This window comes from Thermocrispum municipale DSM 44069 (genome assembly GCF_000427825.1).
Lineage (GTDB): Bacteria > Actinomycetota > Actinomycetes > Mycobacteriales > Pseudonocardiaceae > Thermocrispum > Thermocrispum municipale.
Genome location: NZ_ATYT01000013.1, coordinates 1 through 14399, shown reverse-complemented (window position 1 = coordinate 14399; position 14399 = coordinate 1). Strand labels below are relative to the sequence as shown.

General features: G+C 68.7%; 10 protein-coding genes. 6 read left to right on the top strand and 4 right to left on the bottom strand.

Going from position 1 to position 14399, the window contains the following annotated elements:
• Positions 1–567 precede the first annotated feature (567 nt).
• The 6 genes from YWM_RS23390 (at position 568) to icmF (ending at position 10674) form a co-directional block, all read left to right on the top strand.
• On the top strand, positions 568–3957 hold the full coding sequence (locus YWM_RS23390) for a nitrate- and nitrite sensing domain-containing protein (protein WP_245566016.1): 3390 nt from the start codon (positions 568–570) through the stop codon (positions 3955–3957).
• Positions 3954–4394, top strand: a complete 441-nt coding sequence (locus tag YWM_RS0112350; protein ID WP_028850997.1) for a roadblock/LC7 domain-containing protein — start codon at positions 3954–3956, stop codon at positions 4392–4394. The genes YWM_RS23390 and YWM_RS0112350 overlap by 4 nt, the downstream gene beginning before the upstream one ends.
• A 47-nt stretch (positions 4395–4441) precedes the next feature.
• A complete protein-coding gene (locus tag YWM_RS0112345; protein WP_052344847.1) occupies positions 4442–4774 on the top strand; it encodes a DUF742 domain-containing protein in 333 nt (110 codons plus the stop codon).
• A gap of 40 nt (positions 4775–4814) precedes the next feature.
• Positions 4815–5378 carry a GTP-binding protein gene (locus tag YWM_RS0112340; protein ID WP_028850995.1) on the top strand — a complete coding sequence of 188 codons (564 nt, stop codon included), beginning with the start codon at positions 4815–4817 and terminating at the stop codon, positions 5376–5378.
• 201 nt (positions 5379–5579) lie between these two features.
• Positions 5580–7280: a beta-propeller domain-containing protein gene (locus YWM_RS23385; RefSeq protein ID WP_169720986.1), complete on the top strand. Its 1701-nt coding sequence runs from the start codon at positions 5580–5582 to the stop codon at positions 7278–7280.
• A 121-nt stretch (positions 7281–7401) separates the two neighbouring features.
• Positions 7402–10674: a fused isobutyryl-CoA mutase/GTPase IcmF gene (gene icmF / locus YWM_RS0112330; protein ID WP_028850994.1), complete on the top strand. Its 3273-nt coding sequence runs from the start codon at positions 7402–7404 to the stop codon at positions 10672–10674.
• Positions 10675–10736: 62 nt separating this feature from the next.
• Here icmF and YWM_RS25245 read toward each other — a convergent pair whose 3' ends face one another.
• The 4 genes from YWM_RS25245 to YWM_RS26445 form a co-directional block, all read right to left on the bottom strand.
• The gene (locus tag YWM_RS25245; RefSeq protein ID WP_052344834.1) at positions 10737–11351 is read right to left on the bottom strand and encodes an Rv0361 family membrane protein; all 615 of its coding nucleotides are present in this window, start codon (positions 11349–11351) and stop codon (positions 10737–10739) included.
• Between the two features lie 188 nt (positions 11352–11539).
• On the bottom strand, positions 11540–12517 hold the full coding sequence (locus YWM_RS0112320) for a DUF4878 domain-containing protein (RefSeq protein WP_028850993.1): 978 nt from the start codon (positions 12515–12517) through the stop codon (positions 11540–11542).
• Between the two features lie 54 nt (positions 12518–12571).
• Positions 12572–13249 (bottom strand): Rv0361 family membrane protein, encoded by a 678-nt coding sequence (locus tag YWM_RS25240; protein ID WP_052344833.1) that lies wholly within the window; start codon positions 13247–13249, stop codon positions 12572–12574.
• A 544-nt stretch (positions 13250–13793) separates the two neighbouring features.
• Positions 13794–14399, bottom strand: a 606-nt coding sequence (locus YWM_RS26445) for an Rv0361 family membrane protein (protein ID WP_028850992.1), incomplete at its 5' end; no start/stop codon positions are given.

The window sequence follows — 14399 nt, the reverse complement described above, 5'->3', positions numbered from 1 at the left end:
GCAACCAGACCACATCATCGGGGAAAGTTTGCCCGGCCGAGTGTGGACACAAGTACTTTGCGTGCCGCCAGTTGGGTCCCATCACCGGTAACACTAGGCCGAACGAGCGAAGATCACGACGAACCCGGACCCGCCGGCGGTCACGGTGCGGATTCGGACAACGATCAACCTGCGGCACGATCACTCCATAACCCGATCTGAGTACCAAAAGCGCAGGTCAGAGGCCGGATTGCGACAGCTCTCGGAGATCACCTGATAGGTGTAGGCTCTGCTTCGATTCGTCACAAATTTGTTATCGCGTGCAAGAGTTTGCGAGGAGGTTCGGCTCGCTGTGGCTGACAGTGGCCATTCCGGCCGGCCGGCTTCCGGGGACTCGGACGGCCGCACGAGGACCGGGCCGGAGTCCGTACGCAGGCTCCGCGCGGCGGCTGGGAGCGGATAGCTCGTGGATCCGGACCCGCCGGCTGTCGGCGAGCAGGATGCAGAGTGCAGGTTGCAGCCCGGTGCTGCTTGTCGGCGTGGACAGCCGCAGCTGGGGTGCATCGTGGTGGACAGGGAGTCACATACGTGACGGAAGCAGGACAGGGCGCTAGGCAGGTGCCGGTCGAGGAGCTGATCGGGCAGGAGCCGCCGCGACAGCATCCGTGGCGTCACCGGCTCGGCAACGCGTTGGCGTGGCGCGACTGGAAGCTGCCGGTCAAGCTGGCCGCCGTGACGCTGGTGCCGATCGTGTTGGCGATCGCGCTCGGCGTCTCCGTGCTGACCAGCACCGGCGACAGCTCGGCCAGCTACCGCCGGATCGATGCGTTGATCCGGATGAGTGCGGCTTCCGGCAGCGTGCTGGACGCGGTGCAGCGGGAGCGCATCGAGACGGCCGCTCAGCTCACCAAGGGCGTGGGCACGACTCCGGCGCTGCGCCAGGCGCGGGCGGCCGTGGATGCCAAGGTCCCGCGGCTGCGCGATGCCATCGGCACCGCCGTGGAGCTCGACCCCGGCGTTCGGGGTGCGGCCACCGAGGCGCAGCGGATGCTGCAGCGCCTGGACGGCCTGCGGTCCGACGTGCAACGGGGGCGGCTGGACGTGGTGCCCTCGATCGAGGAGTACACCGCGATCACCAAGGCGCTGCTGACCCTCGACGGCGCGGCCACCGCCCGGGTGAGCGACCCGGAGATCGGTGGCACTCCGCAGGCGCTGCGTGAGCTGCTGGCCGCCAAGGAAGAGATCTCGCTGCAGCACGCATTCGTCGCGTTCGGCGCCGCGCGCGGGTCGCTGGCCCCGTCCGAGCTGTCCGAGGTGCGCACGTCGGAGGTGCGCATCGAGGACCGCCTCGACAATTTCTTCGCGGTGGCCACCCCCGCGCAGCGCTCGCTGCTGGAGGCGTCGGTCAGCGAATCCAGCGCCGACGACCGCGCCCGCATGGCCCGCTCCGTGCTCGGCGAGTTGGGTGTGTCGTCCGACGAAGCCATCGGCAGGCTGTCCGAGCGCGAGTGGCAGAACGCCTCGGGTCGCGTGTTCGACCAGCTCGGCGGCGTGGTGGACCGGATCGCGGCGGACGCCCAGCGGAAGTCCGGCGAGCTGGCCGACCAGGCGCGCACCAGTGTGCTGATCTTCGCCGGGATCCTCGGGGTCGCGTTGCTGATCGCCATCGCCGCGGTCTTCGTCATCACGCGGCACCTGCTGCGCTCGCTGAAGACACTGCGCAACAGCGCGATGACGGTGGCGGAGAAGCGCCTGCCCGAGGCCGTGGCGGCCATCCAGCAGGGCAAGGGCAAGGACCGGCCGGTCGAGCCGGTGCCGGTGCTGACCCGCGACGAGGTCGGCGAGGTGGCCCGCGCGTTCGACGCCGTGCACAGCCAGGCGCTCAAGCTCGCCGGCGAGCAGGCCGACATGCACAGCGCGTACTCCGGCGTGTTCGTGAATCTTTCGCGGCGCAGCCAGAGCCTGGTGCAGCGCCAGCTGCAGCTCATCGAGCGGCTGGAGCGTGACGAGGAGGACGCCGACCGGCTGGCCATGCTGTTCCAGCTGGACCACCTGGCGACCCGGATGCGGCGCAACAACGAGAACCTGATGATGCTCTCCGGCGCGGAGAGTGGGCGCCGCTCCGGCAGGCCGGTCAGTACCGCGGACGTGCTGCGCGCCGCGGTCAGCGAGATCGAGCAGTACCAGCGCGTGGTGGTGCAGACGCCGCCGACCACGAAGGTCGTCGGTCACGCGGCGAGCGATCTGATGCGTCTGATCGCCGAACTGCTGGACAACGCCACGTCGTTCTCCCCGCCGGAGACGCAGGTGACGGTGTCCAGCAGCGTCGGGGCCAACGGTTCGATGGTGATCGACATCGTCGACAAAGGCATCGGCATGAAGGATGCCGAGCTGGCCGAGGCCAATGCCCGGATGGCCGAGGCGTCGTCGCTGACCATGGTGACGTCGCGGCGGATGGGCCTGTTCGTGGTGGGCAGGCTGGCCGCGAAGCACCGCATCGGCGTGACGTTGCACGGCGGCCAGGACATGCAGGGCGTGCGCGCCACCGTGGTCGTCCCCGAGGATCTGGTGCTCGGCACCGGTGGCGGTCCGCTGACCTCCGAGCTGCCGGTGATCACCGACGACGGGCCGGTCACCCAGGAGTTGCCGGTCACCTCGTCGCCGAACGGGACGGCCAAGGCTGCGTCCAACGGCGCCGTCACGGCCAAGGACGTGGTCAACGGTTCCGCGCGGGCCGAGAAGGGTGACGAGGAGTCGTCCGAGCTGCCCGCGGGTTCGGAGCTGTTCAAGCCGGGCACGTCACCACTGTCCGACTGGTGGAACGCCACCGCGGCGGCGGAGGAGCCGAAGAAGGCCGACAGCGAGGACAAGGGGACCACCGAGGCGGCCAAGACCGAGGACACGCCGATCTACGACGAGATGCTGTCGGTCTGGTTCCGCACCGGCCAGGGCAAGCCGTCCGATGCGGAGTCCGACGTCGAAGCCAGGCACGACGAGCTCTCGTCGGACCAGGCGTGGGAATTCGCCGCCGACGAGAACCTGCAGGCGGTCAAGGAGGTCGCCAGCAAGCCGGAGCCGTCGACGCTGACCAAGGCGGGCCTGCCCAAGCGGCAACGAGGCGAGCATCTGCTCCCGGGCAGCGCCACCCCCGCGCAAGCGCAGCCGGAGAAACCGAGCCGTGCGGCCATCGGTGCGGCGGAGCGGCAGCTGGACCCCGCGAAGGTACGCAGCAGGCTCAGCGGGTTCCAGCGCGGTGTGCAGCGCGGACGGCATCACGCCCGCCGGGCGGCCGAGCAGTCGCCGCACCCGCAGGCCGGCAAGGTCGACGGTGCGGGGATCGCGGGGGCCACGCCCGCGAGCCCGATCGGGACGGAGCGGGCTGCCGCGGACGCTGCGAAGTCGACGTCGACCCCGGGCGCTCCCAAGCAGCCCGTGGGTGCCGACAAGCAACCGGCCGCAAAGGATGCGGCAGCGAAGCAGGACACGTCCGCGAACGGTGTCGCCGGGCAGGCCGCGAGCGACGGCGGTGCCGAGGCGCAGCCGGTGACCGGGAACGGCGGGACGGAGCAGGCCAAGTCCGGCAACGGTGTCGGCGAGCAGGCCAAGCCCGGCGAGCCCTTGTCCCAGCAGGACTGGGAGTTCTCCACCGACGCGGCGTGGCGGGAGGCGACGGCGGTGGCCACCCCGAAGCCGTCGTCGTTCACCGAGGCCGGGCTGCCGCGCCGGCGCCGCGGTGAGCAGCTGCTCCCTGGTTCCGCCGGGGCGCCGAACAAGCCACCGACCGCGAAGACACCCAAGCCGGAGCGTGACCCGGCCGCGGTCCGGGGGCGGCTGAACAGTTTCCAACAAGGCTTGCGACGCGGCCGCGCCGGTGCCGCGCGCGCCGGGCGCAACGGCGACGAGCCAGTCAGCGCGGCGGCAGCGAAGCCGGCGTCTGCGATGAAGCACGACAAGACCGAGAACATGGAGGGTGAATGACCGCCTCTGGTCCCCAGCAGAACCAGTTCGGTTGGCTGGTGAACGACTTCGCCGAGCGAGTCCCCGGTGTGGCGCACGCGGTAGTGGTGTCCGCCGACGGGCTCTTGCTCACCTCCTCGGCCCGGCTGCCCCTGGACCGTGCCGACCAGCTGGCCGCGGTCGCCAGCGGCCTGGTCAGCCTGACCCAGGGCGCCGCGCACTGCTTCGAAGCGGGCGCGGTCACCGAGACCGTGGTGGAGATGGAGCTCGGCATCATGATCCTGATGTCGATCAGCGACGGGTCATGCCTTGCCGTGCTCGCGTCGCCGACCTGCGACATCGGCCAGGTCGCCTACGAAATGACGTTGCTGGTCGACCGGGTCGGCCAGATCTTGACCCCTGAGCTGCGTGCGCAGCTGCAGGGCTCGTCCGGTTCGCTGCTCGGCAGCCCGGCCTGACGGATCACCTGAAGGAGTGCGTAGTGAGATCCGACGACGGCACGGCCATGGTGCGGCCGTACATACGCACCAAAGGCAGAACGAAGGCACGCTATTCACTGGAGCTGGAGACGCTGGTCTCGGCGAAGGAGGGCGTGCTCACCGACGACCAGCCGGCGGAGCTGGAGCAGCGCACGCTGGTCGAAGCGCTGCCCCAACCCCGTTCGGTTGCCGAGCTGGCGGCTACCCTGCGCATGCCGCTCGGTGTGGCGCGGGTGCTGGTCAGTGATGCTGCGGACGCCGGCTTGGTGAATGTGCACAAGACGCTGTCCGGAGCGGACGGCGCCGAGGCTCACCTGTTGTTGATGGAAAGGGTGCTGAGTGGACTCCGTCGGCTTTAAGACTGAAGCGGAGGCCGCAGTGGGCTCCGGCGCGCAAACCATGACGTCGGCGAAGATCGTCGTCGCCGGTGGGTTCGGCGCGGGAAAGACGACGTTCGTCGGCTCCGTCTCGGAAATCGTCCCGTTGACCACCGAGGCGATGATGACCGACGCCTCGATCGGCATCGACGACCTCGCGGCCACCCCGCTCAAGGCCACCACCACGGTGGCGATGGACTTCGGCCGGGTGTCGCTGGACGACGACTTGATCCTGTACCTGTTCGGCACACCGGGGCAGCAGCGGTTCTGGTTCATGTGGGACGACCTGGTCCGCGGCGCCATCGGAGCGGTGGTTCTCGCCGACACGCGCAGGCTGGCCGACTCGTTCGCGCCGATCGACTTCTTCGAGGATCGCGGCCTGCCGTACGTCGTCGGGCTCAACGGGTTCGACGGCAGGCATCCGCACAAGGTCGAGGACGTGCGCGAGGCGCTGGACATCGACCCGGAGATCCCGATCGTGCTGTGCGACGCGCGGGAGCGCGAGTCGGTCAAGCACACGCTGATCACCTTGGTCGAGTACGCCATGCAGCAGTGGATCGCCCGCCGCGGAGCCGTCGCCAGCTGATCACCACACCATCGATGCAACCGCCTGCGGTGGTGCTTCCGTCCATGGCGCATGAAGCGATGGGGAGTAGCCGCTGCGGCTGTTGTCCTGATGTGTGGCGTGGCGGGGTGCGACTCCGGGGAGGGCCCGCCACAGCGAGACAGCGACGGATCGATCGGGGCGGCGGACGCACAGCTCGTCGCGTATGACTCGTGTGCGTCCGTGCTGGCGACCTTCAAGCAGGCGGCGCTGCGGGACGTGGCGCGGTGGACTCCCGCGCGACTGGAGAGTCCGCATTCCCTGCCGTCGGACAAGCTCAGCTCGCCGGCAGAAGGCGGTACCGAGCACTCGTCGACCACTGTTCACGAGCCGGGCGTGGACGAGCCCGATGTGGTGAAGACCGACGGGCATCGGCTGGTCACCGCGGTCGGGGGCAAGCTGCGTGTGGTTGATGTGACCACCCGCAAGGAGATCGCCACCGCCGACCTGGACGGAGGAGAGATCTACGGCTTGATGCTCGACGGCGATCGAGCCCTTGCCGTGATGCGCTACGTCAGTGGCCCGCGCGACAGCCAGGGGACGCGGTTCGTGCAGGTCGACCTGACCGCCGGGCGAGTGACCGGAGAGCTGACCGTCGACGGCCAGTTCGTCGATGCCAGGGTGACCGACGGCATCGCGCGCCTGGTGCTCAGCTCGAGGCCGCAGGTGGACTGGGACAAGCCGATCAGCAACCGCGCGCCGGAGAAGTCCAGGGAGCAGCTCAAGCGGCTCATCCGGAACTCGACGGTGGACGACTGGCTGCCGCACTACTCGCTGCGTTCCGGCGGCTCGACGTCGTCCGGGCGGCTGGTGGACTGTTCGCGTGTGTACCACCCGAAGCCGGTGGACGGGGTCGAGCTGCTGACCGTGCTGACGCTGGACATCGACGGCGAGCTGGCCAAGGGCGACCCGGTGTCGGTCTCCGGCGACGGCTCCGAGGTGTACAGCAACGGCAAGAATCTGTACGTGATCGACGGTGACGTCGACCGGTTCGACCCGTACCCGCGCGCGGACGTCCGCATCGCGCCGATGCCGCGCAAATCCCGCACGAAGATCTACCAGTTCGACATCGCGGGCGAAAAAGCGCCGGAATTCGTCGCGTCCGGAACCGTCGACGGGAAACTGCTCAACCAGTACTCGATCTCCGAACACGACGGCTTCCTGCGGGCAGCGACCACCACGACCAGGCAAGCCCGGCTCTCCGGCAGGCCGGATTCGGAAAGCGTGGTGACCGTGCTGCGGGCGCGCGGCGAGAAGCTCGAGCGGGTCGGCTCGCTCGGCGGGCTCGGCAAGGGGGAGCGGATCCACTCGGTGCGCTTCCTGGGCGACGTCGGCTACGTGGTGACGTTCCGCGAGGTCGATCCGCTGTACCGCATCGACCTGAGCGACCCACGTAACCCGAAGCTCGACGGTGAACTCAAGATCACCGGGTACTCGTCGTACCTGCACCCGGTGGCGGAGGGGCGCCTGCTGGGCATCGGGCAGGAAGCCACCACGGAGGGCAGGTCGACCGGCCTGCAGATATCGCTGTTCGACATCGTGAGCGACGCCCCGCAGCGGCTCGACCAGCTGCACATGGAGGGCGGGGTGTCCGACGCGGAGCACGACCCGCACGCGTTCCTGTACTGGCCGGAGCGCGACCTGGTGGTGGTGCCGATCGGTGCCCATCCGGAGCAGAGGCGAGGTGGCGCATTGGTCCTGCGGATCGAGGACGACCACATCGAGCGGGTCGGCCTGGTCCGGCACACCGAGGGTGATCCGGCCGAGGCGCAGGTGGTGAGGTCGGTCGTCGTCAACGACACGCTGTGGACGGTGTCCGCCGCCGGCGCGCAGGTCAACGACCTGGACGATCTGGACCGCCTCGATTTCCTCGCGTTCGACTGAGCCGCGGTCATCGCTCGCCCGGTAACCGGACTGTGTCCTGTCCCACGCCGACGTGTGGTTATAAAATAGTAGGAAGTCCTAGTATTTTGGACGGCAGGACCCGGCCAGTGAAAGGCGAGCGATGACCGGCAAGACCGATCTGCACCAGCCGAAGAACCCCGTGCGGTTCGTGACTGCGTCGAGCCTGTTCGACGGGCATGACGCCTCGATCAACATCATGCGGCGCATCCTGCAGTCGCAGGGTGCCGAGGTGATCCACCTGGGCCACAACCGCTCGGTGGACGAAGTCGTCACGGCGGCCATCTCCGAGGATGTGCAGGGCGTGGCGGTGTCGGCCTACCAAGGCGGGCACGTCGAGTACTTCACGTATCTGGTGGAGCTGCTGAACGAGCGCGGCGCCGGCCACATCAAGGTCTACGGCGGTGGTGGCGGCGTGATCGTGCCGGAGGAGATCGAGCTGCTGCACTCGCGCGGTGTGGCGCGCATCTTCTCGCCGGAGGACGGCCAGCAGCTGGGTCTGCCCGGGATGATCAACCTGATGATCCGCGAGTGCGACTACGACCTCGCGGCGCAGGGCCCGCAGTCGATCGAGCAGGTGCTCGCCGGGGACACCGCGGCGCTCGCCAGGGTGATCACCCAGTTGGAAGCGGGCGTGCTGCCGGACGAGTGGATGTCGGCGCTGCAAGAGGCCGCGGCGAAGCGGACCGTCCCGGTGCTGGGCATCACCGGCACCGGTGGTTCCGGTAAGTCGTCGTTGACCGACGAGCTGGTGCGCCGCTTCCGCGTCGACCAGGAGGACAAGCTCCGGATCGCGATCGTGGCGATCGACCCGACGCGCCGGAAGGGTGGCGGCGCACTGCTCGGTGACCGGATCCGGATGAACTGCCTCGAGGTGTGGCCGGACAGCGGCCACACCGGCTCCGGCAGCCCGATCATGTTCCGGTCGATGGCCACCCGCACGCGCAGCGGCGAGATCCCGGACGCGTTGGCAGGCACCATCACGGCGTGCAAGGCGGCCGGATTCGACCTGGTCATCGTCGAGACGCCGGGTATCGGTCAGGGTGATGCGGGCATCGTCGAGTACGTCGACACGTCGCTGTATGTGATGACGCCGGAGTTCGGTGCCGCATCGCAGCTGGAGAAGATCGACATGCTCGACTTCGCCGACGCGGTGGCCATCAACAAGTTCGAGCGGCGCGGCGCCGAGGACGCGCGGCGAGACGTGTCCCGCCAGCTGGTGCGCAACCGGGAGGAGTTCGGCAAGTCGCCGGAGGACATGCCGGTGTTCGGCACCAGCGCGGCGAAGTTCAACGACGACGGGGTCACCGCGCTCTACCACTTCCTGCGCGACGAGCTGGCCGAGCGGGGTCTGTCGGTGTCCACCGGGGTGCTGCCGCGCGTGTCGACGAAGGTCTCGACGGACGCCAGCATGATCATCCCGCCGAACCGCACCCGCTATCTGGCGGAGATCGCCGAGACGGTGCGGGCCTTCCACCGGGAGACCGCCCAGCAGGCGGAAGCCGTTCGCAAGCTCGATCAGCTCACGGCCGCGCGCGACGCGCTGGCCGAGGCGGGCAAGGACACGTCAGCGATCGAGGAGCTGATCGCCGTCGCGGACGAGGCCGTGTCGGAGGAGTCCAAGCGCCTCCTCGCCGAGTACGCCGAGCGGGCCGAGGCCTACCGCGGGGAAGAGCTCGTGGTGCGGATCCGCGACAAGGAGCTGCACACGCAGCTGTGGCGGGACACGCTGTCCGGCAGCCGCGTCCCCCGCGTCGCGCTGCCGCGCTACGTCGATCGCGGCGAGCTGCTGGCCTTCCTGCGGCGCGAGAACCTGCCGGGCTACTTCCCGTACACCGCGGGCGTCTTCCCGTTCAAGCGGGAAGGGGAGGAGCCGGGCCGGATGTTCGCCGGTGAAGGCGACCCGTTCCGCACCAACCGCCGGTTCAAGTACCTGTCGGCCGACTCGGAGGCCAAGCGGCTGTCCACCGCGTTCGACTCGGTGACGCTGTACGGCCACGATCCGGACACCCGGCCGGACATCTACGGCAAGATCGGCACCTCGGGCGTGTCGATCGCGACGCTCGACGACATGAAGGTGCTCTACGACGGGTTCGACCTCACGTCGCCGCTGACGTCGGTGTCGATGACCATCAACGGCCCCGCGCCGACGATTCTGGCGTTCTTCCTCAACACGGCGATCGACCAGAAGATGGCCGCGTTCCGCGCGGAGCACGGTCGTGAGCCGAGCGCCGAAGAGGCCGAGGAGCTGCGGGAATGGACCCTGCGCAACGTGCGTGGCACGGTGCAGGCGGACATCCTCAAGGAGGATCAGGGGCAGAACACCTGCATCTTCTCCACCGAGTTCTCGCTGCGCATGATGTCCGACATCCAGGAATGGTTCATCGAGCACGGCGTGCGCAACTTCTACTCGGTGTCGATCTCCGGGTACCACATCGCCGAGGCCGGGGCGAACCCGATCTCGCAGCTGGCCTTCACGCTGGCCAACGGGTTCACCTACGTCGAGGCGTATCTGGCTCGCGGCATGGACGTCAACGACTTCGCGCCGAACCTGTCGTTCTTCTTCTCCAACGGCATGGACGCCGAGTACACCGTGCTCGGCCGGGTGGCCAGGCGCATCTGGTCGGTGGCGATGCGCGAGCGGTACGGCGCCAACGAGCGGTCGCAGAAGCTGAAGTACCACATTCAGACCTCCGGCCGGTCGCTGCACGCGCAGGAGATGGCGTTCAACGACATCCGCACGACGTTGCAGGCGCTGTGCGCCCTCTACGACAACGCCAACTCGCTGCACACCAACGCCTACGACGAGGCGATCACCACGCCGACCGAGTCGTCGGTGCGCCGCGCGATGGCGATCCAGAAGATCATCAACCAGGAGTGGGGCCTGTCGAAGAACGAGAACCCGCTGCAGGGGTCGTTCATCGTCGAGGAGCTGACCGACCTGGTCGAGGAGGCCGTGCTGGCCGAGTTCGAGAAGATCTCCGAACGCGGCGGCGTGCTCGGTGCGATGGAGACCGGCTATCAGCGTGGCCGCATCCAGGACGAGTCGATGCTCTACGAGCGGCTCAAGCACAGCGGCGAGCTGCCGATCATCGGGGTGAACACGTTCCGCAACCCGTACCCGGACGACGAGGAGCACGTCGTCGAGCTGGCTCGGGCCACCGAGGAGGAGAAGAAGTCGCAGCTACAGCGGCTGGAGGACTTCAAGCAGCGCCACCGGGTGGAGGCCCAGGAGGCATTGCAGCGGTTGCGTGAGGCGGCGCGCAACAACGAGAACGTCTTCGACGTGCTGATGGACGCCGCGCGGGTCTGCACGCTGGGCCAGATCACCGAGGCGTTCTTCGAGGTCGGGGGTCAGTACCGCCGCAACGTCTGACCTGCTGCACAGCACAACGCCCCTCGCCGGCTCGGCCGGGAGGGGCGTTGTGCGCGACAGGGTCAGGAGCAGATCTCCCACTCGTCGTCGGCGTTCTTGGTCAGTCGGATGGTGCGGGTGGCGCTCCCGTCCGCCCCAGTGGTCTTGAAACGTGCGGTCGCCTTGTCGTCGCCTTTCGTCTCGACCTCGTCGAGCTCGATCCTCGCGTCTTCCGGGACGGACTTGAAGACCTCTTCGTCGAAGTTTTCGACTTCCTTGTCGATCTCCTGGACGATCGCGTCGCACATCAGCGCCTTGATGTCGTCGGCGTCGCGGTCGTTGAAGGCGTCGGCGAAGGCTTCTGCGGTTTCCTCCGGGGTGCTGCCCTTGCCGCCGCCGCTCAGTGCGACGACCAGCACGACGACGAGAAGGACGACGAACGCGCCCGCGCCGCCGAGAATCCATGGCAGCGCGCTTCTCTGCGGCTGGCCGAAGCCCTGTTGCGGGTAGCCGCCCGGTGGGAAACCGCCCTGCTGCGGATCCTGCTGGTAGGGACCCTGCGGCTGGTAGCCGCCGAACTGGGGATCCGGCTGGGGCTGACCGGCGGGCGAACCGTCCTGTGGCGGCTGGCCGCCGTACGGGTTGGGTTGCTGTGGATCGTTCGGGAACGGCCCGTGCGGGCCCGGAGGCTGCGTCATGACGTGGTCTTTCCGTCGGTGGTCAACTCAGACATTGATGAGACGGGAGAGGATCCGACGTGGATTCACCCGATCCGGCGTAGTTCTGCGGTTTTCGCTGTCTTTCGTGCGTCAGCTGCGATTGATGTCTCGCTCGCTCCGGTTTGCGGCCTCCTCACCGGGGTGGCCGGCGAGGAGGCTCTGGGCGGCTACTCGTAGCAGACCTCCCACTCGTCGTCGACGTTCTTCACCAGCGGGATGGCCGCCGGGGTGCCCTCGTCGACGGTGGCCGTGAAGTGTGCGATGGCCTCGCCTTCGCCCCGCATCTCGATCCGTTCGACCTCGATCATGGCCTCCTCGGGGACCCCTTCGAACGCTGCCCGGTCGAAGGTCCCGGTCCGCTCCCGTTCTTCGACCTCCTGCAGGTGCGAGTCACACATCAGTGCCTTGATGTCGTCGGCGTCGCGGTCGTTGAAGGCGTCGGCGAAGGCTTCTGCGGTTTCCTCCGGGGTGCTGCCCTTGCCGCCGCCGCTCAGTGCGACGACCAGCACGACGACGAGAAGGATCACGAACGCGCCCGCGCCGCCGAGAATCAGCACGGTCGGGTTCGTGGACCACGGGCCGAGACTTCCCGAGTTGGTGCTCTGTGGCGGCGCCGGCGAGAAGCCGCCCGGCGACTGACCGGTCGGGAAGCCACCGGAGTGGGGGTCGGCAGCTGCGCCTGGTGGCTGGTCCGACGGGGCCGCGTTCTGCGTGCCGCCGGGGGCGGCTGCGGTCGGTGATGGGCCTGCCGAGGCCGCGGCCTGCGGGCCGGGCTGAGCGGCTTGGGCGGCTGGACCCTGGTGCGGGCTTGCCGGGACATGGTCCGTCTGACTGGCCTGCGCGGCGTGCTGCGGCGTTGGTTGGTGACCGGCCGGGGCGGCACCTCCAGGATCGGCCAGGACCTCCTGGTCAGCACCGTGCGGGGCCGACGGATCAGCGTCACCGAGCCGGCGGTCGTCGGCCGGGGCTGCGTCACCGAGCCGGGCGTCGGCCGGGGCTGCGCCACCGTGCGGCGGCTCGGCCGGGGTGGCCTGCTGCCAGTCGGTCCGGCCGGCCGTGGCGGCGCCGTGCGCTGCGACCCCGCCGTGCCGATCCGGTTGTCCGGAATCGTTCGGATGCCCGTGCGGGCCGGGTGGCTCCGTCATTGCTGGGTCCTTCGGTGTTGCGGTCAGACACCGATTGGACGCAGTGAGATCAAGTCAGGATTCGCCCGATCCGGCGGTTTCCTCCTCGACGCAGACCTCCCAGACGTCGCCGTTCTTCACCAACGGAACCTCGATGGTGCCGTCGTGCTGCTTGCCCTCTTCCACCTGCTTGTAGTGCGCGGTGGCGGTGTCGTCCCCGGCTTGCTCGACCTTGGTCAGCTCGATGTCGATGTTGTCCGGTGCGTTGGCGAACGCCTCACCGGAGTCGAGCGCCTTGCCGGTCTCGCCCTGGAGATTCGCTTCGCAGAGCAGAGCCTTGAGCCCGTCGGCATCGCGGTCGTTGAACGCCGTGGCGAACGCTTCGGCCGTTTCCTGCGCGGTTCCGCCTTTGCTGGCCCCGCTGCCGAGCACCAGGATCAGCACGATGACGCCGCCGATGACGACGAGCGCGCCGAGGCCCCCGAGGATCCACGGCAGCTTGCTCTTCTTCTTGTCGTCTTCGTCGGCGAACGGGTCGTCACCGGGGAACTGGCCCGGTTGGCCGTACGGGTGCTGTTGCTGGTCGGGCCACCCACCCGGTTGCTGCTGCCATCCACCGGGTTGACCTGGCCATCCCTGCTGCTGCGGCCAGCCGCCCTGCTGCGGGTACGGCTGCTGAGGGAAACCGCCGCTGGGCAGCTGCCCTTGCGGATAGTGCGGGTACGGCCCCTGCGGGCCGGGCGGCTGGGTCATGTGTCTCCCCGGTTGATCAAGCCACTGCGTGGTGGCCCAACTCAGTGAGCGCAACGGTAGCAACACGCGTTGTCGGCTCCGGGAGGAGGGCGTGGGCAAAAAGCGGTCGGGACCTGCGAAGGTCCGACCGCTCTGGTGGAGATCTGCGCGACGCGTCAGGGCAGCGGGCTCTTCTTGGGCGGTTCACCGCCGGGGAAACCATCGGACGGTGGGTGGCCGGGTGGCGGGCCCTGTGGCGGGCCGTAACCACCCGGCCGGCCCCGTGGTGGTCCGTAACCGCCGGGCTGGCCGTGCGGCGGGCCGTAGCCTGGCTGCTGCTGCGGGAAACCGCCGCTGGGCGGCTGACCTTGCGGGTGCTGGGGACAAGGACCTTGCGGGCCTGGTGGTTGGGTCATCTGCGCCCTCGGTTGATCAACGCTACCTACGGTGGCGGAACCGAAATGAGCGAAAGACAGCAGCGGCGAGAGCGCTCCGGGGGCGCATTCCACACAAAAGTGGCCGGGACCCGTGCAGGTCCCGGCCACGAGCGTGGTGTCTGTCCGCCTCAGTTCGGCAGGTCAGGAACGTCCGGCAGGTCGGGCATCTCCGGCACGCTGATGTCCGGCATCTCCGGGATGCTCACGCTCGGCATCTCCGGCATGGCCGGTCCGGATCCCGTTTCGCTGCCCATCGTCGGCATGCCGGCCAGGCCGCAGAACTTCCACTCGTCGTCTTCCTTGACGAACTTGAACTTCGCCTGCTTCTGCTTCTCGTCCTGGGTGGCGGTGAAGGTGGCTTCGGCGGTGTTGTCGTCGACCTCCTTGACCTCGGTGACTTCCGCGCTGACGCCGTCCGGGATGCCGGTGGAGATGTCGCCGCCGCCGAGTTCCTTGGCCTTCTCGAGCTGCCCCTTGAACTCTTCGCAGGTCATGGACGCCAGGCCGTCGAGGTCGCCGTCCTTCATGTAGTCCAACGCTGTGTTGGCTGCCGACTCGGGGTCGCTGGTGCCGCCACCGCCGAGCAGGACGATCAGCAGGATGACGCCGCCGATGACGACGAGGGCGCCGACACCGCCGAAGATCCACGGCAACGGGCTCTTCTTCGGCTGCTCACCGCCGGGGAAACCGCCAGTGGGCGGAAAGCCGGGCGGCGGGCCCTGCGGTGGGCCGTA

Coding starts and splice junctions, on each gene's coding strand:
- YWM_RS0112350 (WP_028850997.1), top strand. CDS start 3,954: ATGACCGCCTCTGGTCCCCAGCAGAACCAGTTCGGTTGGCTGGTGAAC.
- YWM_RS0112345 (WP_052344847.1), top strand. CDS start 4,442: ATGGTGCGGCCGTACATACGCACCAAAGGCAGAACGAAGGCACGCTAT.
- YWM_RS0112340 (WP_028850995.1), top strand. CDS start 4,815: ATGACGTCGGCGAAGATCGTCGTCGCCGGTGGGTTCGGCGCGGGAAAG.
- icmF (WP_028850994.1), top strand. CDS start 7,402: ATGACCGGCAAGACCGATCTGCACCAGCCGAAGAACCCCGTGCGGTTC.
- YWM_RS25245 (WP_052344834.1), bottom strand. CDS start 11,351: ATGACGCAGCCTCCGGGCCCGCACGGGCCGTTCCCGAACGATCCACAG.
- YWM_RS0112320 (WP_028850993.1), bottom strand. CDS start 12,517: ATGACGGAGCCACCCGGCCCGCACGGGCATCCGAACGATTCCGGACAA.
- YWM_RS25240 (WP_052344833.1), bottom strand. CDS start 13,249: ATGACCCAGCCGCCCGGCCCGCAGGGGCCGTACCCGCACTATCCGCAA.